General features: G+C 61.7%; 28 protein-coding genes. 15 read left to right on the forward strand and 13 right to left on the reverse strand.

Annotated features, from left to right (window positions below):
- Nucleotides 1-214 precede the first annotated feature (214 nt).
- A complete protein-coding gene (locus DKB71_RS12290; RefSeq protein ID WP_323628922.1) occupies nt 215-655 on the reverse strand; it encodes a hotdog fold domain-containing protein in 441 nt (146 codons plus the stop codon).
- 147 nt (nt 656-802) lie between these two features.
- On the opposite strand from DKB71_RS12290, the gene DKB71_RS12295 reads away from it, so the two are divergent.
- Nucleotides 803-1426 carry a TetR/AcrR family transcriptional regulator gene (locus tag DKB71_RS12295; protein WP_408600563.1) on the forward strand — a complete coding sequence of 208 codons (624 nt, stop codon included), beginning with the start codon at nt 803-805 and terminating at the stop codon, nt 1424-1426.
- 391 nt (nt 1427-1817) lie between these two features.
- On the opposite strand, the gene DKB71_RS12300 is transcribed toward DKB71_RS12295, so the two are convergent.
- A complete protein-coding gene (locus tag DKB71_RS12300) occupies nt 1818-2948 on the reverse strand; it encodes a P1 family peptidase (protein ID WP_408600564.1) in 1131 nt (376 codons plus the stop codon).
- Nucleotides 2949-3104: 156 nt separating this feature from the next.
- On the reverse strand, nt 3105-4208 hold the full coding sequence (locus DKB71_RS12305; protein ID WP_408600565.1) for a polyamine ABC transporter substrate-binding protein: 1104 nt from the start codon (nt 4206-4208) through the stop codon (nt 3105-3107).
- Nucleotides 4209-4319: 111 nt separating this feature from the next.
- On the opposite strand from DKB71_RS12305, the gene DKB71_RS12310 reads away from it, so the two are divergent.
- A complete protein-coding gene (locus DKB71_RS12310; RefSeq protein WP_408600566.1) occupies nt 4320-5096 on the forward strand; it encodes a LuxR C-terminal-related transcriptional regulator in 777 nt (258 codons plus the stop codon).
- Here the strand turns inward: DKB71_RS12310 and DKB71_RS12315 are convergent.
- Nucleotides 5080-6021, reverse strand: coding sequence for a class I SAM-dependent methyltransferase (locus DKB71_RS12315; RefSeq protein WP_408600567.1), 942 nt, complete (start codon nt 6019-6021; stop codon nt 5080-5082). The genes DKB71_RS12310 and DKB71_RS12315 overlap by 17 nt on opposite strands.
- 159 nt (nt 6022-6180) lie before the next feature.
- On the opposite strand from DKB71_RS12315, the gene DKB71_RS12320 reads away from it, so the two are divergent.
- From DKB71_RS12320 to DKB71_RS12340, 5 genes are all read left to right on the forward strand, one after another.
- On the forward strand, nt 6181-6798 hold the full coding sequence (locus DKB71_RS12320) for a cytochrome b/b6 domain-containing protein (protein ID WP_408600568.1): 618 nt from the start codon (nt 6181-6183) through the stop codon (nt 6796-6798).
- Nucleotides 6795-7580 (forward strand): molybdopterin-dependent oxidoreductase, encoded by a 786-nt coding sequence (locus DKB71_RS12325; RefSeq protein ID WP_408600569.1) that lies wholly within the window; start codon nt 6795-6797, stop codon nt 7578-7580. Before DKB71_RS12320 ends, DKB71_RS12325 begins: the two co-directional genes overlap by 4 nt.
- Nucleotides 7581-7634: 54 nt before the next feature.
- Nucleotides 7635-7901: a pentapeptide MXKDX repeat protein gene (locus DKB71_RS12330; protein ID WP_408600570.1), complete on the forward strand. Its 267-nt coding sequence runs from the start codon at nt 7635-7637 to the stop codon at nt 7899-7901.
- A gap of 187 nt (nt 7902-8088) precedes the next feature.
- Entirely contained in the window at nt 8089-8496 is a 408-nt protein-coding gene (locus DKB71_RS12335; RefSeq protein ID WP_274077909.1) for a response regulator, read from the forward strand.
- A 103-nt stretch (nt 8497-8599) separates the two neighbouring features.
- Entirely contained in the window at nt 8600-9214 is a 615-nt protein-coding gene (locus tag DKB71_RS12340) for an HAD-IA family hydrolase (RefSeq protein WP_408601092.1), read from the forward strand.
- 108 nt (nt 9215-9322) lie between these two features.
- Here the strand turns inward: DKB71_RS12340 and DKB71_RS12345 are convergent, their stop codons facing one another.
- Together DKB71_RS12345 and DKB71_RS12350 are read right to left on the reverse strand one after the other, a co-directional pair.
- On the reverse strand, nt 9323-9982 hold the full coding sequence (locus DKB71_RS12345; RefSeq protein ID WP_408600571.1) for a methyltransferase family protein: 660 nt from the start codon (nt 9980-9982) through the stop codon (nt 9323-9325).
- Nucleotides 9983-10009: 27 nt separating this feature from the next.
- Nucleotides 10010-10954 (reverse strand): GlxA family transcriptional regulator, encoded by a 945-nt coding sequence (locus DKB71_RS12350; RefSeq protein WP_408600572.1) that lies wholly within the window; start codon nt 10952-10954, stop codon nt 10010-10012.
- A gap of 125 nt (nt 10955-11079) precedes the next feature.
- Between DKB71_RS12350 and DKB71_RS12355 the strand changes: the two genes are divergently transcribed.
- Nucleotides 11080-11871 (forward strand): SDR family NAD(P)-dependent oxidoreductase, encoded by a 792-nt coding sequence (locus DKB71_RS12355; RefSeq protein WP_408600573.1) that lies wholly within the window; start codon nt 11080-11082, stop codon nt 11869-11871.
- A gap of 72 nt (nt 11872-11943) precedes the next feature.
- On the opposite strand, the gene DKB71_RS12360 is transcribed toward DKB71_RS12355, so the two are convergent.
- Both DKB71_RS12360 and DKB71_RS12365 read right to left on the reverse strand, forming a co-directional pair.
- Nucleotides 11944-12252, reverse strand: coding sequence for a DUF2388 domain-containing protein (locus tag DKB71_RS12360; RefSeq protein ID WP_323628935.1), 309 nt, complete (start codon nt 12250-12252; stop codon nt 11944-11946).
- Nucleotides 12253-12352: 100 nt separating this feature from the next.
- Nucleotides 12353-13372, reverse strand: coding sequence for a DJ-1/PfpI family protein (locus DKB71_RS12365; protein ID WP_323628936.1), 1020 nt, complete (start codon nt 13370-13372; stop codon nt 12353-12355).
- Between the two features lie 229 nt (nt 13373-13601).
- Here DKB71_RS12365 and DKB71_RS12370 point away from each other — a divergent pair, with 229 nt between their 5' ends.
- Entirely contained in the window at nt 13602-14543 is a 942-nt protein-coding gene (locus DKB71_RS12370) for a LysR family transcriptional regulator (RefSeq protein WP_408600574.1), read from the forward strand.
- Nucleotides 14544-14662: 119 nt separating this feature from the next.
- On the opposite strand, the gene DKB71_RS12375 is transcribed toward DKB71_RS12370, so the two are convergent.
- Both DKB71_RS12375 and DKB71_RS12380 read right to left on the reverse strand, forming a co-directional pair.
- On the reverse strand, nt 14663-14977 hold the full coding sequence (locus tag DKB71_RS12375; RefSeq protein WP_274077463.1) for an NIPSNAP family protein: 315 nt from the start codon (nt 14975-14977) through the stop codon (nt 14663-14665).
- A 12-nt stretch (nt 14978-14989) separates the two neighbouring features.
- Complete coding sequence (locus tag DKB71_RS12380) at nt 14990-16156, reverse strand: iron-containing alcohol dehydrogenase (protein WP_408600575.1); 1167 nt, start codon at nt 16154-16156, stop codon at nt 14990-14992.
- A gap of 155 nt (nt 16157-16311) precedes the next feature.
- On the opposite strand from DKB71_RS12380, the gene DKB71_RS12385 reads away from it, so the two are divergent.
- The 3 genes from DKB71_RS12385 (at nt 16312) to DKB71_RS12395 (ending at nt 19391) form a co-directional block, all read left to right on the forward strand.
- The gene (locus DKB71_RS12385) at nt 16312-17100 is read left to right on the forward strand and encodes an SDR family oxidoreductase (RefSeq protein WP_408600576.1); all 789 of its coding nucleotides are present in this window, start codon (nt 16312-16314) and stop codon (nt 17098-17100) included.
- Nucleotides 17101-17367: 267 nt separating this feature from the next.
- Nucleotides 17368-18681, forward strand: a complete 1314-nt coding sequence (locus tag DKB71_RS12390; protein WP_323628940.1) for an MFS transporter — start codon at nt 17368-17370, stop codon at nt 18679-18681.
- A gap of 116 nt (nt 18682-18797) precedes the next feature.
- A complete protein-coding gene (locus tag DKB71_RS12395) occupies nt 18798-19391 on the forward strand; it encodes a DinB family protein (RefSeq protein WP_408600577.1) in 594 nt (197 codons plus the stop codon).
- Here the strand turns inward: DKB71_RS12395 and DKB71_RS12400 are convergent.
- The gene (locus DKB71_RS12400) at nt 19312-20232 is read right to left on the reverse strand and encodes a LysR substrate-binding domain-containing protein (protein ID WP_274077458.1); all 921 of its coding nucleotides are present in this window, start codon (nt 20230-20232) and stop codon (nt 19312-19314) included. The two genes, DKB71_RS12395 and DKB71_RS12400, sit on opposite strands and share 80 nt — an antisense overlap.
- Before the next feature lie 161 nt (nt 20233-20393).
- Nucleotides 20394-21293 (reverse strand): LysR substrate-binding domain-containing protein, encoded by a 900-nt coding sequence (locus DKB71_RS12405; RefSeq protein ID WP_408600578.1) that lies wholly within the window; start codon nt 21291-21293, stop codon nt 20394-20396.
- A gap of 117 nt (nt 21294-21410) precedes the next feature.
- Between DKB71_RS12405 and DKB71_RS12410 the strand changes: the two genes are divergently transcribed.
- The 3 genes from DKB71_RS12410 to DKB71_RS12420 are packed head-to-tail and all read left to right on the forward strand — an operon-like array spanning nt 21411 to nt 23664.
- On the forward strand, nt 21411-22427 hold the full coding sequence (locus tag DKB71_RS12410) for an aldo/keto reductase (RefSeq protein ID WP_408600579.1): 1017 nt from the start codon (nt 21411-21413) through the stop codon (nt 22425-22427).
- A gap of 2 nt (nt 22428-22429) precedes the next feature.
- Complete coding sequence (locus DKB71_RS12415) at nt 22430-23227, forward strand: SDR family NAD(P)-dependent oxidoreductase (RefSeq protein WP_274077455.1); 798 nt, start codon at nt 22430-22432, stop codon at nt 23225-23227.
- A 26-nt stretch (nt 23228-23253) separates the two neighbouring features.
- Entirely contained in the window at nt 23254-23664 is a 411-nt protein-coding gene (locus DKB71_RS12420) for an SRPBCC family protein (protein ID WP_406592484.1), read from the forward strand.
- A 29-nt stretch (nt 23665-23693) separates the two neighbouring features.
- On the opposite strand, the gene DKB71_RS12425 is transcribed toward DKB71_RS12420, so the two are convergent.
- The gene (locus tag DKB71_RS12425; protein WP_408597243.1) at nt 23694-24656 is read right to left on the reverse strand and encodes an IS110 family transposase; all 963 of its coding nucleotides are present in this window, start codon (nt 24654-24656) and stop codon (nt 23694-23696) included.
- Nucleotides 24657-24775 lie beyond the last annotated feature (119 nt).

The raw sequence follows: 24775 nt of genomic DNA on the forward strand, positions 1-24775 counted from the left end.
ATACTCAGGGCAGCTTCACATTCATGGTGATCCGCGCCCGGCACCTGGACCAATTGACGCGCAAGGCCAGCGAGTTCGCCCGCGAACGGTTGGGATAAACGCGGATTTATTTGTGGGAGGGCTTGCTCGCGAAAGCGGGGTGTCAGTCGACATTTATTTACCTGACACACCGCCTTCGCGAGCAAGCCCGCTCCCACATTTGTCCGCGTGATGCTCAGGGCAGCTTCACATTCATGGTGATCCGCGCCGTGAACACCTTCTTGCCTTCCACATCGTGAATGTCCACCAGCACGATCTTGTCGCCTTCGCTGGTCCAGTCCACCGCCTCGCCGTCAGCCACCGCCGTCACATCGCTTTTGGCCTTGGCCAGGTATTCGACCGTCATGCCCTTGGGAATCCAGCGCGCACCCGCCGGGATTGACACGTCGGTCATCATCCCGGCCGCCAGTTCGGCCGCATTGCACATCGCGATCGCGTGCACGGTACCCAGGTGGTTGGTGATTTCCTTGGCGAAAGGCACCTGCACGATCGCCGAACCTTTGCGCAAATCGGCAACAAGCGGGTTGATGGTGCTGAAGTACGGCGCCACCTGGCAGGCCATCTGGCTGAAGGCTTGCGGGCCGGCACTGTTGAACAGGCTGAGGAACTGACTCATGGGGTTGAAGCCTCACTGCGGGGTTGGTTAACAGAATGATGTTCCGTTACAGAATAATGTTCTGTGACGGAACAGTATTCTGTCGGCGGGAAATCTGTCAACCTAGCGCCAGCCTCAACCGTTGATTTTTTTTGGACCGCATCCCGCATGGAAACCGCCGATTTACTCGAACGCTGCTACCCCGGCCGCCGCGCCGAACTCAAGCGCGACATCTTCAGAAAGGCCCTCCAACTGTTCAACGAGCAGGGTATCGAGGCCACTACCATCGAGATGATCCGGGCCGAATGCGATACCAGCGTCGGCGCGATCTACCACCACTTCGGCAATAAAGAAGGCCTGGTGGCGGCGCTGTTTTTCACCGCGCTGGACGATCAAGCCAAGCTGCGAGATAGCTACCTGGCCGACGCCCAAACCACCCAGGCGGGTGTGCACGCGTTGGTGCACAGCTACGTCGACTGGGTCGATAGCCAACCGGAATGGGCGCGTTTCCAGTATCACGCGCGATTTGCCGTCACCAAGGGACCGTTCAAGGACGAACTGGTCGCGCGCAACAAGGCGCGCAACAAGCTGCTGTTCGAGTGGCTGGGGGCTTCGGCGCGGGTCGACGTGTTGCGCGGTTATCCGCCGGAGTTACTGCCGTCATTGATCATCGGCCAGGCCGAGAGCTACTGCCGCGCCTGGTTGTCGGGCCGGGCCAAAGGCAGTCCGAAGGCGTACCGCGATCTGTTGGCGGACTCGGCGTGGCGTTCGATTGCCACCGAGGGTCACTGACGTCCCCCCTGTAGGAGCGAGCTTGCTCGCGAAAAACTCGAGCACGCCGCGGGGCATCAGACTCCCAGCGTTATCGTTAACGACCATCGCGAGCAGGCTCGCTCCCACAGGGATCCTTGTCGGATTTTAGAGCGTGCAAAGCCCGGCCAAATGCCGGGCTTTTTCATGTCGTTTTTTCGCGCAGTTAAAAAAGAGCCTCAAAGCTCTTTGATGGGGAGAAGTGGAGCCATTGAGGCTCAAGATGCGCATGAAGCAGGCGGTGAGCTTGATAGGGGTTCAGTGCACTCACCACCTACGCAACGGCTTGGACAAGCAAGCGGCTGCGCAACTCCATCGTAGGAAGATGGGGGTTGCGCCTCAAGTACCGCTAGTCGAATCCCCCCCACAACTGTCAGCTTCGGCGATTGCGCTCCCCCGGCCAACCGGCCTGATTCAGGGCCTTGAGCAGGGTTTCAGCATCCAGCCCCGGCACCGCGTGGCCGTTACCTTCGGTCGTTTCGGCGGCGAGCAGGGCGTTGATGATGGCTTCTTCAACGGCTTCGGTGGCCGCCAGGAACAATTCGCTGATGTGATCGTTGTTGACCATGCTCAGGTTGTCGCAGGTCGGCGCTTTTTTGCTCTCGTACGCCGCCGGTGGTACGTGCTGATTGCCAGTGGCGAACGCGATGAAGATGTCACCGCTGTGGTCTTCATTGCCGCCGCCGGTGCGGGCCAGGCCGAGGCTGGCGCGCTGGGCCAGGCGCGTGCATTGGTGCGGCAGCAACGGTGCATCGGTGGCCAGGCAGACGACGATCGAGCCCATGCCCGGATGCGGCAGCGACGCCTTGAGAAACGGTGAGTCGACCTGCTCCATGTAGCGCCCGACCGGGTAGCCATCGACGCGCAACTCACTGCGGATACCATGGTTGGCCTGCACGATCGCGCCCACCGTCCAGCCACCCTGGGCACTGCTCAAGCGTCGCGAGGCGGTGCCGATGCCGCCCTTGAACTCATGGCAGATCATGCCGCTGCCGCCGCCGACATTGCCTTCGGCTACCGGTCCGCCCACTGCCGTGCGCAGTGCTTCGGCCACATGCTCGACCTTGACGTGAAAGCCGTTGATGTCATTGAGCAAGCCATCGAAAGTCTCCAGCACCACAGGCATGTTCCAGTAGAGCCGCCCGTCGTCCGGTTGCTGCTCACGGTCGAGCACGATCAAGGCATCGCGCACCACGCCCAGGCTGTGGGTGTTGGTGAAGGCGATCGGGCTGGTCAACAATCCAGCCTCGCGAATCCACTCCAGGCCCGTTGCGTCACCATTGCCGTTGAGCACATGGACGCCGGCGAAGCACGGCTGCTGGCTGGTGGAACCGGCACGGGGTTCGATCACGGTGACGCCGGTGAGGATGTCGCGACCCTTGGCGCTGCGACCTCGGACATTGCTGTGGCCGACGCGCACGCCGGGTACATCGGTGATGGCGTTGAGGGGGCCGGGTTGCAGTTGGCCGAACTGGATGTTGAGGTCGCGGGCACGTGGTTTCATCGGTTTTCTCATCTTCAAATTCATGGAGGAAAAAAGTGGACGCAGACCCTGTGGGAGCGGGCTTGCTCGCGAAGGCGGCGTGTCAGTCGACATCTTCTTTGCCTGATGCACCGCCTTCGCGAGCAAGCCCGCTCCCACAAGGGGAATGCGGTGGGCCTACTGGCCGTTCTTGACCTTGCTCCAGATCCGCGTACGCACGCGCTCTGTCGCAGGCGGCAGCGGTTGCAGGGTGAACAAGGTGGCCAGGGCCTCCGCCGACGGGTAAACCGCAGGATTGGTCCGTGTCGCCTCGGCCACCAGCGCTGTCGCATTGCGGTTGCCATTGGGGTAGTTGAGGTGATTGCTGACCGGGGCGATGACCTCGGCGCGCATCAGGTAGTCGATGAAGGCCAGGCCCTGTTCGGGGTGCGGGGCGTCCTTGAGCAATACCGGCGTGTCGAACCACACCGGCGCGCCTTCCTTGGGCAGGCTGTAGGCGATCTTCACACCATTGCCGGCCTGCTCGGCGGTGGCCTTGGCTTCGAGCATCGCGCCGGACCAACCGACGGCGACGCAAATGTTGCCGTTGGACAGGTCACTGATGAACTTCGACGAATTGAAGTAAGCGATATGCGGGCGCAACTTCAGCAGCAGCGCTTCGGCCTTCCTGTAGTCCTCAGGGTTGGTGCTGTTCGGCGGCAGGCCCAGGTAATGCAGGGCGACTGGCAGCATTTCCGATGGCGAGTCGAGCATCGCCACGCCGCATTCGCCGAGCTTGGCCAGGTTCTCTTCCTTGAACACCAGGTCCCAGGAATCCACCGGCGCCTTGTCGCCCAGCGCAGCGCGCACTTTGTCGACGTTATAGCCGATTCCGTTGGTGCCCCACAGGTACGGCACGGCGTACTGGTTGCCCGGATCGTTGTTGGACAGTTTCGCCAGCAGATCGCTGTCCATGTTCTGGAAATCCGGCATCTGCGCGTGGGGCAAAGGGGCGAGGGCGCCCGCCTTGCTCAGGGTCGGCAAACTGAAGTTGCTGGCCACCACCACGTCGTAGCCGCTGCGGCTGGTCAGCAGTTTGCCTTCGAGGACTTCGGCGCTGTCGAAGGTGTCGTAGACCGGCTGGATACCGGTGTCGCGCTTGAAGTCATGCAGGGTGGTCGGGCCGATGTAGTCATACCAGTTGTACACGTGCACGGTCGGGCTTTCGGCCGCCACCGCAGTCAGCGAGAGCACCAGGCAGGCGCCAAGCCCCAGATTGAAATACGAGCGGTGACCACTCATGATGCGGCACTCCTGGCCTGCTGCAGGCCGGTGATAATCAGGAGTTTGCAGCGTATCGACCGGGGTGGTCGTTACCCATTCCCATCATGGGTTACTCGAAAGGGGTAGTGCGTGGACGCGTTGTTGAAAGAGTTGCCGCTACACCAGGGACTGGCGCGAATGTTTGCCGCCGTGGGCCAGGACGGATTCTGGCGCGCGCTGGTCGACACCCTGCGCCTGCTGGTGCCGCTGGATAACGCGCTGGTGGCAGTCATGCAGGCCGGTCGAGTACCCAGGTTGCTGATCGATTTCGACTCCCGCGACAGTGCCCACGAGCATGAGGAACTGGCCGACTACAGCGCCGGCATGTACCTGCTCGACCCGTTTTACCTGGCCGTCTGCGCCGGCATCGCCAATGGCTTGCACAGCCTCGATTCCGTGGCGCCCGACCAGTTCCAGCAGAGCGAGTACTACCTGAGCTACTTCCGCACGGTGGTGGGTGGCGACGAATTGCAGTTCATGCTCAACCTCGACGGCGCCGTCCTCGGTCTGTCCCTGGGCCGCTCGACCCGCTTCACCCTGGAAGAACAGGGCCGCTTGCTGTGCGTGCGCGACTGGGTGCTGGCGGCGATGCGCCGGCACCTGCAATTGTTACCACCAGAAGGCCCCGCTGCCGAAGCGGTCGCCGGAGACCTGGCGAGCTTGCTCGATCGCTTCGATGCGCGCCTGACGGTGCGCGAAATCGAAACCGCGCGCCTGATTCTCCAGGGCTTCTCCAGCAAGGCCATTGCCCAGCAGATGGGCATTTCCCCGGAGACGGTGAAAGTGCACCGGCGCAATCTCTATCACAAGCTCAATGTGAACGGGCACGGTGAGTTGTTTGCGTTGGTGCTTAATCCGCCAGGGTAAACACCAACGCCTTCAACCCGCACTCGACATCGGCGTCGGGAAACTCTGGCGGGTTGTCCAGGCGTTGCTCGAACCGCAGGCTCGGCGCTTCACGGGTCACACCGTCGATGAGGAAATCCGCACCAAAGGCGGGGTCGTTCATACAGGCCAGCACCGAGCCCTCGGGGCTGAGCAGTTCCGGCAGGCGACGCAGTACCCGCTGGTAGTCCTTGGTCAGCAGGAAGCTGCCTTTCTGGAACGACGGCGGGTCGATGATCACCAGGTCGTATGGGCCCTTGCCGATGACCTTGCCCCAGGACTTGAACAGGTCGTGGCCGAGAAAGGTCACCTTGCCCAGGTCATGCCCGTTGAGCCGGTGATTGTCGCGGCCTCGGCTCAGGGCCGGGCTCGACATGTCCAGGTTGACCACATGGGTCGCGCCGCCCTCGATGGCCGCCACCGAAAAACCGCAGGTGTAGGCGAACAGGTTCAGCACCCGTTTGCCCTGGGCGTTGGCCCGCACCCAGTCGCGGCCGTAGCGCATGTCGAGGAATAGCCCGGTGTTCTGTTTGCGCCCCAGGTCCACTCGATATTTCAGCCCGCCCTCGGTGATGGTCATTTCCTCGATGACGTCCCCGAGTAGCCATTCGGTGGTGCTTTGCAGCAGGTAGCGATGTTGCAGCAGCAGGGTGTGGGCGCCGGATTGCGTCCATGCCGCTGACTGCGTGAGCTCCAGCAACAGCGCTTTCAACGCCTCCAGCTGCGCCGTTTCCGGCTCCTTGAACAGCGACACCAGCACCACGCCCTGCAACCAGTCGACGCTCACTTGCTCCAGCCCCGGCCAGCAGCGGCCACGCCCGTGGAACAGGCGACGGGTTTCGGCGGGGGCGGCCGCCAGGGCGGTCAGCAGGTGTTCGTTGAGGGTGGCGAGGGCTTCAGGGTTCATCGGTCTGGGGTCGGCAATCTTTGGGGGGCGGCATTTAACCATAATTGCAAGCAAAACACCGGGCGGCGAGTTATCACGATTAATTTAACTTTACGTGAGGATTTGGCGAACTTGCGGCTTCCATAATCGGCTCCAACGAACAACAACCGGGAGCCGGACATGTCGCAGCCGACTGCTTCACCCAAGGCCAGCCATCCACGCTGGCTGCGGCTCACCCACTGGCTGAACGCCCTGGCGGTGCTGGTGATGGTTACCAGCGGCTGGCGCATCTACAACGCCTCGCCGCTCTACGACTTCAGCTTTCCCACGTCGATCACCCTCGGCGGCTGGCTCGGCGGCGCCCTGCAATGGCACTTCGCGGCGATGTGGTTCCTGGGCATCAACGGCCTTGTCTATCTGGCCTGCAACCTGTTCAGCGGGCGCCTGCAACGACGCTTCTTCCCGGTCTCGCCCAAAGGCGTACTGCATGACCTGTGGGCCGCGCTGCGCGGCAAGCTGGGGCATGCCGACCCGAGTCACTACAACCAGGTGCAGCGTGTGGCGTACCTGTTCGTGATGGTCGACATCACGCTGCTGGTGCTCTCCGGGCTGGTGTTGTGGAAGTCGGTGCAGTTCCCGCTGTTGCGTGAATTGCTGTGGGGCTACGAAGGCGCGCGGCGGGTGCATTTTTTCGCCATGGCGCTGTTGGTGGCCTTCGTTGCGGTGCATCTGCTGATGGTCGCGCTGGTGCCAAAAACACTGCTGGCCATGCTTGTCGGTCGCAAGGAGCACGTATGAAAAAGCGCATTCAAGACACCGGGCTGGACGAGTCATCCATTCTCATCGACGCCCGGAAAATCCTCGCCCCGCAGATCGAAGACCGCTCACGCCGCTCGTTCCTGCTGCGTGGCCTGACCCTCGGCGGCGTGGCCATGCTCTCCGGTTGCAACCTCACCGACAACGACAGCGTCGAGACCGCGTTGTCGTCCATGTCGCGCTTCAACGACCGGGTGCAAGGCTGGCTGTTCAACCCCAATGCCATGGCCCCGACCTATCCGGCGTCGATGATCACCCGGCCATTTCCCTTCAATGCCTTCTATGGCATCGACGAGGCGCCGACGGTGGACGAGGAGAGTTATCGACTGGAAGTCACCGGCCTGGTCGCGGACAAGCGCAGTTGGCGCCTTGAAGAACTGCGCGCCATGGCACAGACCGAGCAGATCACCCGGCACATCTGCGTCGAAGGCTGGAGCGCGATCGGCCGTTGGGGTGGCGTGCGCTTCAGCGATTTCCTCAAACGGATCGGCGCCGACACTGATGCCAAGTACATCGGCTTCAAGTGCGCCGACGACTACTACACCAGCATCGACATGGCCACCGCACTGCATGCGCAAACCCTGTTGACCCTGACCTACGATGGCGCCGTGCTACCGCGCGAATACGGCTTCCCGATGAAGCTGCGCATGCCCACCAAGCTCGGCTACAAGAACCCCAAACACATCCAGGCGATCTTCGTCAGCAACACCTACAGCGGCGGCTACTGGGAAGACCAGGGCTACAACTGGTTTGGTGGCAGCTGACGAGAATCCGCCATTTCCCCCTCGTCCACACACCCTGCATCAAGGAGTTTCATCATGAAGAAGTTGACCACCGTTGTTCTGTCCATGTGCCTGGCCGTCGGTGCTGCCAGTGTTTTTGCTGCTGACACCATGAGCAATGATTCGATGTCCAAGGACGCCATGTCGAAAGATGCGATGAAGAAGGACACGACGTCCAAGGATGCCATGAGCAAGGACGCCATGAAAAAAGACGCGATGTCCAAGGATGCCATGAGCAAGGACGCCATGAAGAAAAATGCCATGTCCAAGGACGCGATGAAAAAGGACGCCATGTCCCAGTAACTCCAATCCTGTCCTGGGGAGGCACGCGGGTGCCCCCCCATGACGATTGATAGCACAAAGCCTCGCAACCACCGATTTCGTCGACCGCCTGTATCAAAAATGAATTTCCGCGGATACCGTTGCTCATACCTGTAGGTAGCGGATTTAGAGCCCGCGAAAACTTTAGTACGATCAGGGAGCAGCAGTCATGGGTCGAGTATCGACGGCGGGCGAACACCTTCCTGGCGGGTTGATTCTGGTGGTTGAAGACGACCCGCTGATCCTGGAATTCCTCTGTGAAATTCTTCAGGACGAAGGTTATGTAGTGCAGCCGCAATCCAGTGCGGATGCGGCGTCGGTGTACCTGCAGGGGCACGCTTCGGAAGTCGGGTTGTTGCTGACCGACATCACCATGCCGGGCACGCTCAACGGTGCCGATCTGGCCAACCTGTTCGGTGATCGCTGGCCGGACAAACCGATCATGATCATGTCCGGATTTGAAACCCCGGAAAGTTCAGGGGTCAGGCATGAAGTGTCGTTCATCAAGAAACCCTGGGCGCTCGGGCAACTGCTCGATTGCGTAGACGGCGCCCTGAAATCCCGCCGTACCTTATGATCGTGTACATTGCGCAAATCCCGCTGATCCTTGAGATAGGAAGGACCCTTTGCCTGTTCCCGATACCATTTTCAATGTCCCGTACCGTGCCTTCCTGTTCGACATGGATGGCACCATCCTCACCTCGATAGCCGCAGCCGAGCGAGTCTGGGCCAGGTGGGCCGTTCGCCACGGCGTCGATGTAGAGAGCTTCCTGCCTACCATCCACGGTGCCCGCGCCATCGACACCATCAATCGCCTGGGCTTTCCTGGCGTCGATGCCGAGGCCGAAGCGGCGTGGATCACCCGTGCTGAAATCGAGGATGTCGACGGCGTTGAAGAGGTGGCTGGCGCGGCGGGTTTTCTGCGGTCGTTGCCGGCTCATCAATGGGCCATCGTCACCTCGGCACCGAGGGCGCTGGCGTTGCGGCGGATGGCCGCTGCGGGGATTCCCGAACCGGCCGTGATGGTCACTGCCGAAGATGTCAGCGCCGGCAAACCCGACCCGGCGGGTTATCGATTGGCTGCGCAACGGCTGGGTGTCGAGATCAGGGATTGCCTGGTTTTCGAGGATGCGACGGTAGGCATTCTGGCGGCCGAGGCGGCGGGGGCGGATTTGTTGATTGTTACGGCGGCGCATGAGCAGCCGATTGTGACGACGCATGCGACGTTGGGGAGTTATGACACGGTTGTTGCCCGCTTGGATGTGGACAGTTTCATCAGGCTGCAGAAAATCTGAATGTAGGAGCGGGCTTGCTCGCGAAAGCGGTGTATCAGTCGACATTTCTGTTGTATGACACGCCGCCTTCGCGAGCAAGCCCGCTCCCACAGTGGGGTTGTGCATGGCTCAATAAATTTTGGGGATCAATCGCCAGCTGCGGGCGCAATAAGCTTCGTATTCATCGCCAAACTGTGTCCGTAGCAGCGCCTCTTCGGAATGTATCCGCGCAATCAACGGAATCACCGTCAACGCCGCCAGCAACAACCCCACCCCCGAGCGAAACGCCAGCGCCCAACCTACGGCAATCACCAGCATCCCCAGATAACTGGGGTTACGCAGGCTGCGATAGATCCCATCGGTCACCAGGCGATGGCCCGGCTGGATCGCCACCAGTCCACTGAAGCGATTGCCCAGCACGAACACCGGCCACAGCCGCAGGGCGCCGCCGATGATGAACAGCAACGCGCCCAGCCAACGCACGCCCTCACCACCAAAGGCCCAGAAGTCGATCCGGTCGGTGTACGCGGGCAAGAAGCCACTCAACAGTCCGATCACCCCGAACGCCGGCAGCACCCAGCGATTGGCCCGGTCTTCGCGTTCGCCGGAACTCAGGTTGACCTCGGTAAACAGCGAAGCGATGACCATGGCCAGGGTTGCCAGCGCCACCACCACCAAGGCTGCATGGGAGAAAAACGCCTCAAAGCCGCCCAGTCCCCAAATCGCCAGCCAGAGGTAGGCGAGGGTGGAGACGAAGGCGAAAAACGCCAGCTTGGCCGAGATTTTCATGATGTCTCCACAGGTGAACACACCCCGTCATTGTACCTCTGACCGTGCATTGCGCCTTATCACTTGGGGCGGCTGGCCGAACGCTCGAAGGAAGGCTTCGCGCATGCGCCGAGGATCAAGAAAACCGGTTTCCAGGGCGATCTGGTCCAGCGTCAGGCGCCCGCGTTCGAGCAGCTGCCGTGCCGCTTCCAGGCGCAGGTTTTCGATGGCTTTGGCCGGCGACTGACCGGTTTCGGCGCGGAACGCACGGCTGAACTGGCGCGGGCTCAGCCGCGCCTCTTGCGCCAGTTGTTCCACCGATAACGTCTGGGCCAGGTGTTCCCTGGCGTAGGTGAGGACAGTCTGGATACGGTCGGATTTCGGTGCCAGTTCCAGCAGCGCCGAGTGTTGCGACTGGCCGCCGGCACGGCGGTGGTACATCACCAGTTTCTGCGCCACGGCACGCGCGAGTTCGCCGCCGTGATCCTTTTCCACCATGGCCAGCGCCAGGTCGATACCGGCGGTCATGCCGGCGGAGGTCCAGATCGAGCCGTCGATCACGTAGATGCGGTCGGGTTCAACCTTGATCGATGGAAAGCGTTCCTGCAGTTGTCGCGCATAGGCCCAGTGCGTGGTTGCCCGGCGGCCCTCGAGCAGTCCGGCCTGGGCCATGACAAAGGCGCCGGAGCAAATCGACGCGGTGCGGCGCGCGGTCCTGGCGCTGGCTCGCACGTAGTCGAGCACGCCCTCGGGCGCCTGTTCGAGGATGGTGTCGCCGCCCACCACGATCACCGTGTCGAACAGCCGTTCACCGAACGCTTCGGTGCCGACGTTCAGGCCACTGGAAGCGCGCAAGGTGCGCCCGTCTTCGGACAGTACACGCACGTCATACAGGGCTTCGCCGGCGCTGAAGTTGGCGTACTCGAACACCGGCATGGCCGCCAGCGCCATGGACTGGAAACCCTCGAAAACCACGAACGCCACGCTGATCATCGCCAGGTCCTCAAAACGCTGATGGCAGAAAAACGTAGGTTAAACGTCATTTGAGTCGAGCGCGAGACCCTTTATAACTGCGCTCACCGGGCGATTGTCCCGCCTCATTGTGAAGGAAATTGCACATGGCTCTCTCTTCCAAAGGTACCGCGCTGATCACTGGCGCTTCTTCCGGCATTGGCGCGGTGTATGCCGGCCGTCTCGCCCGGCAGGGTTACGACCTGATCCTGGTCGCTCGCAGCCAGGCAAAACTCAACGCCTTGGCCACTCGCCTGAGCGACCAGACGGGCCGCACCGTGGAGGTGGTCGCCGCGGATCTGAAAGACAAGGCTGACTTGTCGCGGGTCGAACAGATCCTGCGCAGCGACGCGAGCATCACCCTGTTGGTCAACAACGCCGGGGTCGGCGCGGTCATGCCGTTGCTCGGCAGCCCGGTGGATGACATGGAAGACATGATCAACCTCAACATCACCGCGCTGACACGCCTGGCTTATGCGGTGGTGCCGGGCTTCGTCGCGCGCGGTGCCGGCACCGTGATCAACATTTCCTCGATCGTCGCCATCGCCCCGGAAATCCTCAACGGCGTGTACGGCGGGACCAAGGCGTTTGTCCTCGGCCTGAGCCAATCGATGCACCGGGAACTGGCCGATAAGGGCATTCGCATCCAGGCCGTGCTACCGGGCGCGACCGCCACCGACTTCTGGAGCGAGGCCGGCAACCCGGTAGAGAACCTGCCACAGGAGATCGTGATGTCCGCTGAAGACATGGTCGATGCGGCGCTGGTGGGGCTGGAGAGGGGGGAAGTGGTGACTATTCCAGGCTTGCATGAGGGTGAGCAGTGGGATCGTTATGAAGCCCAGCGCCAGGTGCTGTCCGGGTTGTTTGGCAACTCTACGTCGGCACCGCGTTATCGTTGATTGAAAGATCGCAGCCTCGCTTCGCGAGACATCTCCTACAGGCGAAGCGAGGCTGCGATCTTTAAATCTCGGTTATTGGCCTTCCTGGACAAGAATGGCGCGAGCCAGTTCTTCGTCGCTGGCGCTGTTGAGGTCGGGATGTTCCTGGCGCACCCGCTGCATGACCTGCTCCAGGTAAACACCGCGAATCGCGCCACCACTGGCCACGAAGCTGGAGGCGTCATCCCGGGCGGGAATCATCAGTTTGTCATCCTTGAACGTCGAATACAGCGAGGCGGAAACCCCCGCCGAGGTGGCGACATCTTTCGCGTCGACATCGGCCAACGCTGAACCGACGGGTAAGCACAGCAAAAGGGAAGAAATGATAATCAGACGGCGCATGACGTAGTCCTCTGAAGGGGTGATGCAAAAAGGAAGTACCTCACCTTTAGGATGCACGACTGTCGCCAGGAGTTCCCTTGTCGATGCTTGAACCGGCGATTCAGCGGGAAAACCGGTTGCGATAATCCCTCGGCGAAACCCCCAGGTTGCGCTGGAAGGTCAGGCGCATGCGCTCCTCGTCACCGAAGCCACACAACCGGGAAATTTGATCGATGTTGCGCCCTGAATCTTCCAGCAGACGCCGGGCGGCTTCCACGCGCAGCACTTCCACGGCCTTGGCCGGGGTGCGGCCGGTCTTGAGTTTGTACACGCGGGCAAAGTTGCGCGGGCTCATCTGCACCTGTTGGGCGAGTGTCTCGACGGTGAGGTTGGCACCGGACAGGTTCTGCGTGATCCACAGGTGCAGGTCATCGAAGGCCGCGCCTTCGCTGGTTTGCGCTTGCAGCAACTGGCTGTACTGCGCCTGGCCACCGGGGCGCTTGAGGAACACCACCATTTCCCGAGCCGTGAGCAGCGCCAGTTCCCGTCCGCAATCTTCTTCGACCAACGCCAGTGCCAGGTCGATGCCGGCGCTGACCCCGGCGGAAGTCCAGACCGAACCCTGCTGGACAAAGATCGCATCGTGGTCGACTTCGATGGACGGATGGCGCTCCTTGAGCATGCCGCACATTGCCCAATGGGTGGCGGCGCGCCGACCTTCGAGCAATCCGGCCTCGGCGAGCAGGAAGGTGCCGCTGCACACCGAAGCGGTGCGCCTGGCTTTGTTCGATGCCTGTTTGAGCCAGTCGACCAGGCTCAGGGAGTTGTTCATCGCCAGGATAATGGCCGGGGCACCGGGAACGATCAGCGTGTCGATCGATTGGTCGTCGAAGGCGCTCAATGGCAGAGTGTCGACGGCCAGGCCCTCGGCAGTCTGGATCAGGCCCCCGGTCAGGCTGGCGGTCTGCAGCTTGTAACCTGGCAGGTTGCTGCTGTTGAGGTAGCGCGAGGCCGCCCAGAACACGGTTTGCGCGCCGGTCAAATCCAGCAGGCCCATTTCGGGGTAGGCGAGGAATACGATCAAGCGCGGTTGGTCAGACGGGGACTGGGAGGTGACGGAAGTGCTGGCGATATCGTTCATGGGCTTGTGCATTGACTCGTTGGAATAATGATAATTCGCAAACGGTATAAGCGTTATCGCAGCTGGTCGGCTGTCCGCAATTCAGGGTTTTATGTCATTAGTCGGTGGAAACTTCAAGTTCACCCACTCGTGAAAATCCGGAACAATTGCATTGTCATTACCTGTCTGTTTTCGCACAAAAAGCCAGCGTACCCTTGACGATTCGCTATTGAATCGAGCACACACAGACATGGTTCCTTCCCTTGGCAGCATCGCTTCACGCTTGCGCCTCAAACAACTGCGCCTGTTGATCGCGCTGGATGACCGCGGCTCCCTGCACAAGGCCGCCGAGCAGATTTCGATTTCCCAGTCCGGCGCCACCAAGGCCCTGCAGGAGGTTGAGTCGCTACTCGGCATGCCGCTGTTCGAACGCCAGCCCAAGGGTCTGGTGGCCAATGAGATGGGGCGATGCATGATTCGTTACGCGCGGCTGATCTACAGCGACGTGGAGCACCTGCGCGAGGAAATGGTCAGCATCATGCGCGGCCAGGGCGGGCGTTTGTCGGTGGGGGTGATCATGGGCGCGGTGCCGTTGCTGACCCGGGCATTGACCGAGTTGCGCCTCAAGCAACCGGAGTTGTCGGTGGAACTGGTGGAAAACACCAGCGCCACCTTGCTTGGGCTGCTGGATCAGGGGCGCCTGGACCTGGCCATCTGTCGAACCAGCGTCGGCCAGCGTTCGGACGCCTATGACTGCATCGAACTGAGCGAAGAGCCCTTGGCCGTGGTTGCCAGCAAGGATCATCCGCTGGCCAGCGCCGAGTCGTTGCAGCTGGCGCAATTGAGCGATTATCGCTGGGTGGTCTACCCCAAGGACATGCCGATGCGCCAGGCCCTGGAGCGGGAGCTTAACGAGGCAGGGCTGCAGATCCCGCGTTATCCGCTGGAAACCTCGTCGACCTTCGGCACCATTCTGCTGGTGCAGCAGGACCCAACGTTGCTGGCGGTGATCCCGGGGGAAGTGGCGGAATTCTGCGAAAAATTCGATTTGCTGGTGAAGCTGCCGGTGTCCTTGCGTGCGCTGATCGAGCCTTACGGGGTGATCAGCCGGGCCGGCGCCAATCTGTCCCCGGCGGCGACGCTGCTGATCAACGAATTGCAACGGGCCCCATGTCCTGAACGGAACCTGTAGGAGCTGGCTTGCCAGCGAAAGCGGATTGTCAGCCAACACTTGTGTCGACTGGCACGCCCTCTTCGCTGGCAAGCCAGCTCCTACAGGTTTTCGTTTTGCCTGTCAGGTCGGGGCAGGGGTTATTTGATGGGCGAAAACTGCGCGGGCATCAGCAGCTTCGATTCCATTTTTTCCAGCATCGGGAAGGCGATCGGCACGAAGCCTTCGAGCCAGTCCGGGTCCTGGTACAGCGCGGCGCGTTTGTTGATTCGCTCGTCCAGGCTCTCGTAGGCCCAGATGTGGATCACCTGGTTGAGCTCGCCGATTTCCGTGTACCACCAGCCCACCAGCGTCGCGTAGCGGGATATCACCGGCAGGCCGTTTTCCTCGAAGTGCTTGAGGTAGGTTTGCATCGTGCCGATCTTCAGGGTGTAGGTGCGCATCTCGTAGAACATGGGGTTTGTCTCTCAGGAGTGAATGCCATGGAAGGCGTTGCCGATGATTCGCTCGACGTCGGCAGCAGTGGTCAGGCGCGGGTTGACCAGCACATTGGCGCTGCGCATCGAGTCGCTGACCATTTGCGCCATGTACTCCAGGTCCACGCCCAGGTCCTTGATGTTGTCGGGAATGCCGATGGCCTTGTTCAGCGCCATCACGTGCTCCACCACCTTGTGCCCGGCACCGGCAGGGCTCAGGCCGCTGACGTCTTCGCCCATGGCGATGGCGATATCGCGGAACAGCTCCGGGCAGGCCGGCAGGTTGTACTCGATGACATAGGGCAACAGCGTGGCGTTGGCGATGCCGTGGGGGATGTTGAACACGCCGCCGAAGGTGTGGGAAATCGCATGCACGTTGCCCAGTTTCGATTGGGCGAACGCGACCCCGGCGAGGAACGAAGCGAGCAGCATCTGCTCCCGGGCGTGCAGGTCTACGCCAGCGAAAAACGCCTTGGGCAGGTGCGTGCAAATCATCTTGATCGCCTGCAGGGCCAAGGCCTGGCTGATCGGGTTGGCCTGATTCGAGACGTAGGATTCGATGGCGTGGGTCAGGGCGTCCATGCCGGTGGCGGCGGTGATCGACGGCGGTAATTTGAGGGTCAGTTCAGCATCGAGAATGGCCAGTTTTGGAAACAAGGCCGGGCTGATGATCACCGTCTTGAACAGGGTCTTGGTGTTGGTGAACACCGTGGACGCCGTGCACTCACTGCCGGTGCCCGAGGTGGTCGGGATGGCAAAGATCGGCAGCGGCGGGTGCAGCAGTTTGTCGTAGCCCTCGTAGTCGAGGATGTTGCCGGGGTTGGTGGCCATGGCCGCGACACCCTTGGCGGTGTCGATGCTGCTGCCGCCGCCGACGCCGATCACCGAGTCGCAATCGTGCTGCTTCAGGAAAGCGACGGCGCGTTCCAGCACATCCGTGGTGGGGTTGGGTTCGACGCCGGCAAACACTTCGTAGCCAATGTCACTCTCAGTCAGCGAGGCAAAAAAACTGTCCATGACCCCCGAGGCCATCAGCCCTTGGTCGGTGACCACCAGCAGCTTGTTGCGAACATGGGGCTTGAGCAAGGCGCCGGCCTGACGCACCAGGCCGTTGCCGCTTTTAAGGGTCGTGGGGAAATGGAACTGGAACGGGTTCATGGGGCTCTCCGGTTTCTTGTTGGTTGCGCAACAGTAATGAGCGCTGCTGGCTGTCGATAATGAAAAGGCCTGATACACCGATCACGCTTTGTCATCCCCCGAGCGACGGTTGCGCGGTGGTAACGTGGGCGCTTTGAACAGTCAGGAGCATGGACATGGATTTGGGTATTTCGGGGCGCTGGGCGATTGTCTGCGCCGCCAGCAAGGGCTTGGGCCTGGCCTGTGCGCGGGCCTTGGCGAAGGAGGGGGTCAACCTGGTGATCAACGCCCGTGGCAACGACACCTTGCAGGTGGCCGCCGATGAGTTGCGCGGCCTGGCGCCGAACATCGAAGTGCGCACCGTGGTCGGGGACATCAGCACACCTGCGGTGCGCGCGCAGGTGCTGGCGGCGTGTCCGCAGGTGGATATCCTGGTCAACAACGCCGGCGGGCCGCCTCCGGGCGACTTTCGCGACTGGCAGCGCGAAGACTGGCTCAAGGCGCTGGACGCCAACATGCTCACGCCCATCGAACTGATCAAGGCCTGTGTCGATGGCATGGCCGAGCGTGGTTTCGGGCGCATCGTCAACATCACCTCCGGCGCAGTGAAGGCGCCGATCGATGTACTCGGGCTGTCCAATGGCGCCCGCAGCGGCCTGACCGGGTTCATCGCCGGGCTGGCGCGTCAGGCGCGACTGGCGGGCAACAACGTCACGGTCAACAACCTGCTACCGGGGCCGTTCGAGACCGAACGCTTGCACAAGACCCTAAATGCCGCCGCCGAGGCCAATGGCAGCAGCGTCGAAAGCATTGCCGAACAGCGGCGCAAAAACGTCCCGGCCCAGCGCTTCGGCCAGCCCGATGAGTTCGGGGCTTATTGCGCGTTCATTTGCAGTGTCCAATCCGGTTTCCTGACCGGGCAAAACCTGTTGCTGGACGGCGGCAGTTATCCCGGTACGTTCTGATCCCCGGGGGATGACCGTGGGTGATCCCCCAATCAGATCCCATCATTATTCAGCACTCGGGGGCGTGATTAGAGTGGGGCCGCTTGCCTGATTCCGTCTGTCAAAACGCCGTACCTGTGGGAGCGGGCTTGCTCGCGAAGAGGGAGTATCAGTCGAAGTTGATGTGTCTGACACACCGCATTCGCGAGCAAGCCCGCTCCCACAGGTTCCGCGTCCTGACTGACAGGCATCGGGCAGCTCGTCTCCACAACAATAAGAGCGCCCCACATGAACAATCCGAGTGCCGAAAGCCTGGCGTTGCCAGCCGCGTCCGCAACCGAACGCGCCACCAACGTGCGTTGGCGGATATTCCTCATCATGCTGTTGCTGACCGCGATCAACTACATCGACCGCGCCTCGCTGTCGGTGGCCTTGCCGCTGATTTCCAGCGAGTTCCAGATCCCGCCGGCCCTCGAAGGCCTGATGCTCAGCGCGTTTTTCTGGTCCTACGCCTTGATGCAGATTCCCGGTGGCATGCTGCTGGACCGCTTCCACACCCGCCGCGTCATCGTCGTCGCGACCGTCGCCTGGGGCGCGTTCCAGGCGCTGGCCGCCGGGGCGCACAACTGGATCACCCTGCTGATCACGCGCATGGGCCTGGGCGTCGCCGAGTCGCCGATCATGCCCGCCGGCGCCAAGCTCAACGGCGCCTGGCTGACCCCCAACGAACGCGGACGCGGCGCGGTGCTGGTCGATGGCGGTGCGCCGCTGGGCAGTGCCTTCGGTGCGATCATCATTGCCGGGCTGATCGGCTGGTTCGACTCCTGGCGCATCGCCTTCGTGATCGCCGGGGTCGGCACCATGCTCGCTGGCGTGCTGGCCTGGAAATACATTCGCAACCACCCCAGCGAGCATCCAGGTGTCAATGCCGCTGAACTCGCGCACATCACCGCAGGCAACGCCACGCTCAGCCAGCCCGGCGCGGTCACCAGCATCCCGTTCAAGGAACTGCTCAAGGACCGGTCGGTGCTGGCGATGTTCGCCGGTTACTGCTGCATCCTCAGTGTGTTCTACGGCCTGCTGACCTGGATGCCGAGCTACCTGCACCAGACCCACGGCCTGAACATTGCCGGCATGGGCGGGGCGACCTTCCTGATTTTCATGTGCGGTTTCGTCGGCGAACTGGTCGGCGGCTACCTGGGGGACAAATGGAAATCCAGCGGCGCCTCGCCCAACCTGGTGATGCGCAGCATGTTCAGCGGTTCGGCGCTGGTCGCGGCGCTGTGCATGCTGGCCACGGCCTATACCGCCCAGGCGAGCCAGGCGATTGGCCTGCTGTGCGTGGCGATGTTTTTCATTCGCTGGTGCGGCATGTACTGGTGCATTCCGTCGATCCTCGGCGGCACCTCGAAAACCGGTGTACTGGCCGGCACCATGAATTTCTGCGGGAACATGGCCGGGGTGATCGTGCCGATCCTGATCGGCCTGATCGTGCAGTTCACCGGCTCGTATTTCCTGGTGCTGATCTTCTTCGTGGTCATGGCCATGCTGCTGGCGATATTCTCCAGCCTGATCGATTACCGGGAGCGAGGGCTGGTTTGACTGTAGGAGCGAGCTCGCTCCTTCAGGGGAGGGGTGACCGATGATCAGCGGCTGCGCCACAGCCCGCGGATGGCGCTATCCTTGGAAGATGTGCTCTTCGCCATCGGAGAAGTCTGATGATCAACGTACGCACTGCCCGCATGCTTGCCGATTACAAGCAATGGGCCAACCAGCGCCTGTTCGAGAACCTGGCGTTACTGCCGCCGGGGGAAGTCGAAAAAGAACGTTCCGGGGTCTTCAAGAACATCATCGGCACGCTCAATCACATCTACGTGGTGGACCGAATCTGGCAGGCTCACCTCGAAGGCCGAGGGCACGGCTTCAAGACCTCCCATGACCTGGTGCACCCTGAACTGGCGGTGCTGCGCCTGGCGCAACAGGACGCAGATCGCTGGTACTGCAACTGGAGCACGAGGCAGACCGATGCTTCGCTGGACAAACCCGTCAGGTTCACTTTCGTTTCTGGCGAAAGCGGCACCATGAGTGCCGGCGCGATGCTGATGCACGTGGTCAACCACGCCAGCTATCACCGGGGCTGGGTGATCCAGATGTACTTCGAGATCCCGGCCATGCCGCCGATGACGGACTTGCCGGTCTACCTGCGCGAGACCGACCCGCACTTCAACTCGCTCAATGCCCCGGCAGTGGCGCCGACATGTGCTCCACTATTCGCGAGCGCAACCAACGTTCTGCCGGATCGTTATCGTTGACGCCGTTCCAGACCATGGACAGTTCGGACAGGTTGATCTCAAACGGCGGGTCGTCGGCGCGCAGCTGGCTGCTGCCATCGATCAGCGCACAGGCGGCGTAATCGGGCACCGAGGCCAGCATGTCGGTGCCTGCCAGCAAGGCGCGCAGGCCCGAGAACTGCGGCACCGCCAACACCACCCGGCGCGAGCGGCCGATGCGCGCCAGGTCATTGTCGATGGCGCCGCTCAAGTCCCCGGAAAACGACACCAGCGCGTGGGGACGCTCGCAGAATTCATCTAGGGTGAGGGGGCCGGGCCGGTCATCGCCGCGCAGCACCTTGACGCTCAAATCCCGCAGCTTCTTGCGCTTGGCGTTGGCCGGTAACTCGGTGGTGTAGCTGATGCCGACGGAAATCTCGCCGCTGCCGAGCATCGACGACATCAACAGGTAATTGACCCGGCGCACCACCACCACGACGTTCTGCGCTTCCTCGCGAATCTGCTTGAGCAGCGGCGGAAACAGGCCGAACTCGGCATCGTCGGACAGGCCGATGCGAAACACATCGCGGCTGATCGACGGGTCGAAATCCTTGGCCCGGCTGACCGCCCCGGAAATGGTGTCCATCGCCGGTTGCAGCTCCTTGAGAATCACCAGGGCCCGCGGGGTCGGCTCCAGCACCCGCCCGTTGCGCACCAGCAACGGATCGTCGAACAGATCCCGCAACCGCGCCAGCGCCGCACTGACGGCGGGCTGGCCGAGGAACAGCTTCTCCCCGGCGCGGGTCAGGTTCTTCTCGAACATCAGGGTTTCGAAAATCACCAACAGGTTCATGTCCACGCGGCGCAGGTCGTTGCGGTTCATGGTGGGGGCTCGCTGGGTTTGGAGTCTTTTCAGTAAAGCACCAAACCCTCAGGAAAGACGCGCAACCTGTGGGAGCGGGCTTGCTCGCGAAGAGGGAGTGTCAGTCGACATTTATGTGTCTGACACACCGCATTCGCGAGCAAGCCCGCTCCCACATTTTGTCATGTGCTGGATTCTGAATCCGTCAGGACCTTCCTGAACGTCTCCACCAACGGCCGCAGATTGATCCGGTGCCACGCCGCCCACAGCGGCCTGGTGAGGGCAATCCACGGCACTTCCCGCAGCACCACGCCCGGCGGTGCGTTGCGGCTCAAGCCTTTCTGAATCATCGCGATGCCCAGTCCCGAGGCCACCAGTGCCATGGCGGTGAAGGGGCCGGTGGCTTCCATGCGGATATCCGGGGTGAAGCCGGCGCGGATGCAGGCGCTGACGAAGTTTTCGCGGCTGCTGACATTCTGGTGGTGCTGTACGCCGATCCATTCCTGGTGGGCGAGATCGTCCGGGGTCAACACGCTCTTCTCTGCCAGCGGATGGTGCTCGGGCAGGGCCAGGAGCATCGGATCGTCCAGCACCTGGAAGCCCAGCAGGTCGGGGTCTTCGTCTGTCGGCGGTTCGCTGACCAGGGCGATATCCAGACTACGCTGACGCAGGCCTTCGAGTTGTTCGGCGGAACTCTGGTTGTACAGCGCGACGTGCACGTTCGGCCGATCGACCCGCAGCACGCGCAAGGCATTGGGCAGGACGCCGGCGTGCATGGCGTTTTCGATGTAGCCGATGCACAGGCCGCCTTCTTCGCCGCGGCCCAGGCGTTTACCCAGGGACTCCAGGCGATTGGCGTGGGTGAGCAGGGCACGGGTTTCGGCGAGGAAGGTCTGGCCGTCGCGGGTCAGGCGAATGCGTTGCTGGCTGCGCTCGAACAGGGTCAGGCCCAGGCGCTCTTCGAGCTGGGCGATCTGCCGGCTCAGGGGCGATTGGGAAATGTGCAGGCGTTCGGCGGCGCGACCGACGTGTTCTTCCTCGGCGACGGCGACGAAGTAGCGCAATTGGCGGATGTCGATCATGTAAGACCTATAGGGACTCAAGTGCTGCACATTATGTCTTGGACGGTCCGAAGACGGCAATCTAGGATTGGCTCATCGGTCATTTGAACTGACCACTGACACCAAGAGGATTCACGTATGAGCTTGAAAGACAAACTCCCCGGCGCCCTGGGTTTCGGCACCGCGCCATTGGGCAACATGTTCCGCGCCATCCCCGAGGAAGAAGCGCAAGCCACTGTCCACGCTGCTTGGGATGCCGGTGTGCGTTATTTCGATACCGCGCCGTTCTACGGTTCCGGTCTTTCGGAAATTCGCCTGGGCGAGGCGTTGTCCCGCTACAACCGCGACGACTATGTGCTCAGCAGCAAGGTCGGCCGGGTGATCCTCGATGAAGTCGAAGACGCCGCGGCACGCGACCTGGGTGAGAAAAGCGGGGTGTTCGAACACGGTCGCCCGAACAAGATCGTCAACGACTACAGCGCCGATGCGACGCTGCGTTCGATCGAAGACAGCCTCAAACGCCTGCAAACCGATCGCCTGGACATCGTCTGGGTGCATGACATCGCCCAGGATTTCTACGGCGATCAGTGGCTGGAGTACTTCAACCAGGCTCGCACCGGCGCTTTCAAGGTGCTGACCCGCTTGCGCGAAGAAGGCGTGATCAAGGGTTGGGGCCTGGGGGTGAACAAGGTCGAGCCGTGCGAATTGACCCTTGATCTGAGCGAAGCGCAGCCGGACGGATTTCTGCTGGCGGGTCGCTACACTCTTCTCGACCATGACCGCGCGTTGCAGCGTTTGATGGACGCGGCGCTGGCGCAGAATGTCGAGATCGTGGTCGGCGGCCCCTACAGCTCGGGCATCCTGGCCGGTGGCGAGCACTTTGAATACCAGAAGGCCAGCCCGGCGATCGTCAGCAAGGTCGAGCAGATCAAGCGCATCGCGGCGGTCCATGGTGTCGACATCAAGGCGGCGGCGTTGCAGTTCTCGTTGGCCAACCCGGCCGTGGCCGCGGTGATTCCAGGCGCCAGTCGCCCAGAGCGGATTGCCGAAGATGTGGCCGCCTTGTCGGCGGTGATTCCCGCCGCTTTCTGGCAAGCGATGCGTGAAGCGAAGCTGGTGTCCGAGCGCGCACCCTTGCCGATCATTGGAGCTTGAGCATGAAAATCGATCTGAGTGGAAAACTGGCGATTGTCAGCGGCAGCACCGCCGGCATTGGCCTGGGCATCAGCAAGGCACTGGCCGAATCCGGTGCGACGGTGGTGGTGATCGGCCGCGAGGCGGCCAAGGTCGAGCAGGCGCTGGCGAGCATTCGCCAGCAGGTGCCCGACGCGCAACTGCGCGGGCTGACGGCCGACCTCGGTACCGCTGAAGGCGCGGAACAACTGTTCGCCGCCGAACCAAAGGCAGACATCCTGGTGAACAACCTGGGGATCTACAACGCAGTGGATTTCTTCGACACGCCCGACAGCGAGTGGACGCGTTTCTATGAGGTCAACGTGATCTCCGGTGTGCGCCTGTCCCGGCATTACGTGCCGGACATGGTCAAGCAGGGCTGGGGGCGGGTGATTTTCCTGTCTTCGGAATCCGGCATCGCGATCCCCGCGGACATGCTCAACTATGGCGTGACCAAAAGCGCCAACCTGGCGGTGTCCCACGGCCTGGCCAAGCGGCTGGCGGGCACCGGGGTGACGGTCAATGCGATCCTGCCGGGCCCGACCTTGACCGATGGCGTGGAGCTGATGCTCAAGGATGCGATTGCCGCGTCCGGTCGCAGTGTCCAGGAAGAAGCCGACGACTTTGTGCGCAAGGCGCGGCCGACGTCGATCATCCAGCGCGTGGCGAATGTCGAGGAAGTGGCGAACCTGGTGGCGTACATTGCTTCTCCGCTATCCTCGGCCACCACGGGCGCGGCGCTTCGAGTCGACGGCGGCGTCGTCGACAGCATGGCCATCTGACCATATTCATTGAGAGAGAGCTTTACATGGCAACTGCATCAGCAACCATCGACATCCCGGCCTCGGCCGATCAGGTCTGGCAATTGATCGGCGGCTTCAACTCGCTGCCGGACTGGCTGCCGTTCATTCCCAAGAGTGAGCTCAGCGAAGGCGGGCGGGTGCGCAGCCTGCAGACGGCGGATGGGGCGGTGGTGATCGAGCGTCTGCAAGCGTTCGACAACGAAGGCAAAACCTACAGTTACTCGATCGAGCAGGCGCCGTTTCCGGCGACGGAGTACCTGGCGACGATCAAGGTCGAAGCTCAGGGCGACGGAGCCCGGGTGACCTGGTCCGGCCGGTTTGAGCCGGTGGGTGTGAGCAATGAGGAAGTGGTGGCGTTGTTTGCCGGGATCTATCAGGGCGGCCTCGAGGCCCTGCGGGCCAACTACCCAACCTGACAACACCACATATCCCCTTGTGGGAGATTCTATGTTTGGGGGGAAGCCCCCAAGACTGGATTTGGCTGATACTCGCTCTGGTTCTTCATCAGGGCGAACGCCACTCGTGCCAGCTTTCGAGCCAGGATGACCAGCACTTGAGTCGTCTTTAATCCTCGCTCCAGATAGCGTTCGTAAAATGGCTTCCAGGTCTTCGAGCGACTGGCAGCCATCGCGGCGTTATGCAGCAGACGCCGTATTTCTGAGTCACCTTTCTTGGTCAGCTTTCGACGTCCGTTCATCTGCCCCGAATCAGAGACTCTCAAATCCATTCCAAGAAACGCGATATAGGCGTCACCACTGGCGAAGTCGCCACGTTGAAATGCCATCGTCAGTGCGGTGGCGGTAAGAAAACCGACCCCCTCTACGGCCTGGCAGCGTTTGACTTGATCCAACAGACCCGCCTCTTTGACGACTTCCAACAGCTTCTTCTGGATGAGTAAATCCAATCGACCCATGGCAGCTATCTGTTGTTTGAATGCCGCTTTCAGCAGCGGCTCGTCGTTCCAGCTTTGAGTCAGGCTGACACGCGCCTGGACCAATGTCGCTCGTCTTCGAAGCAGGCTTTGAAGCTTGGTATAGACCTTCGGCGGCGGGCTCCAAGGACGTAGCTCTTCCTCTTCGTTCTTCAAGTAACGCGCCAGTAAACGCGCGTCGCTGGCATCTGTTTTGGCGCGGCCACCCACTCCTTTGCGGTAGTTACTCAAACGGAAACCGTCGATGACATAGACGACATGTCCCATTGCATGAGCCAGCTCAACCGTATCCAGGTGATAGATATTGGTGGCTTCAATCGCGATGGCGCTGTTTGCAGGTAACGTTTTCAGCCACTTTGTAAGAGACGGTTTATCGTTTGACACGGGCAACAGCAGATCCGTGTCGGCCTGATAGACCACCACTTCGGCCTTGGCGACATCCACTCCGACTACAGAACGCGAGACACTCATTGCCACAAAGAAAGCTCCGGGTTAGGGTTTAAAGGCTTGTCGGGGCTTCACCATTGCGCTGGCTTGCTTCTATCGTCGGTCATGGCCGATGCATTCCTTATCGGCGCTTTGGTGAAGGGGTGGGG

This window comes from Pseudomonas sp. PLMAX (assembly GCF_046042685.1).
Taxonomy (GTDB): Bacteria; Pseudomonadota; Gammaproteobacteria; order Pseudomonadales; family Pseudomonadaceae; genus Aquipseudomonas; species Aquipseudomonas putida_AE.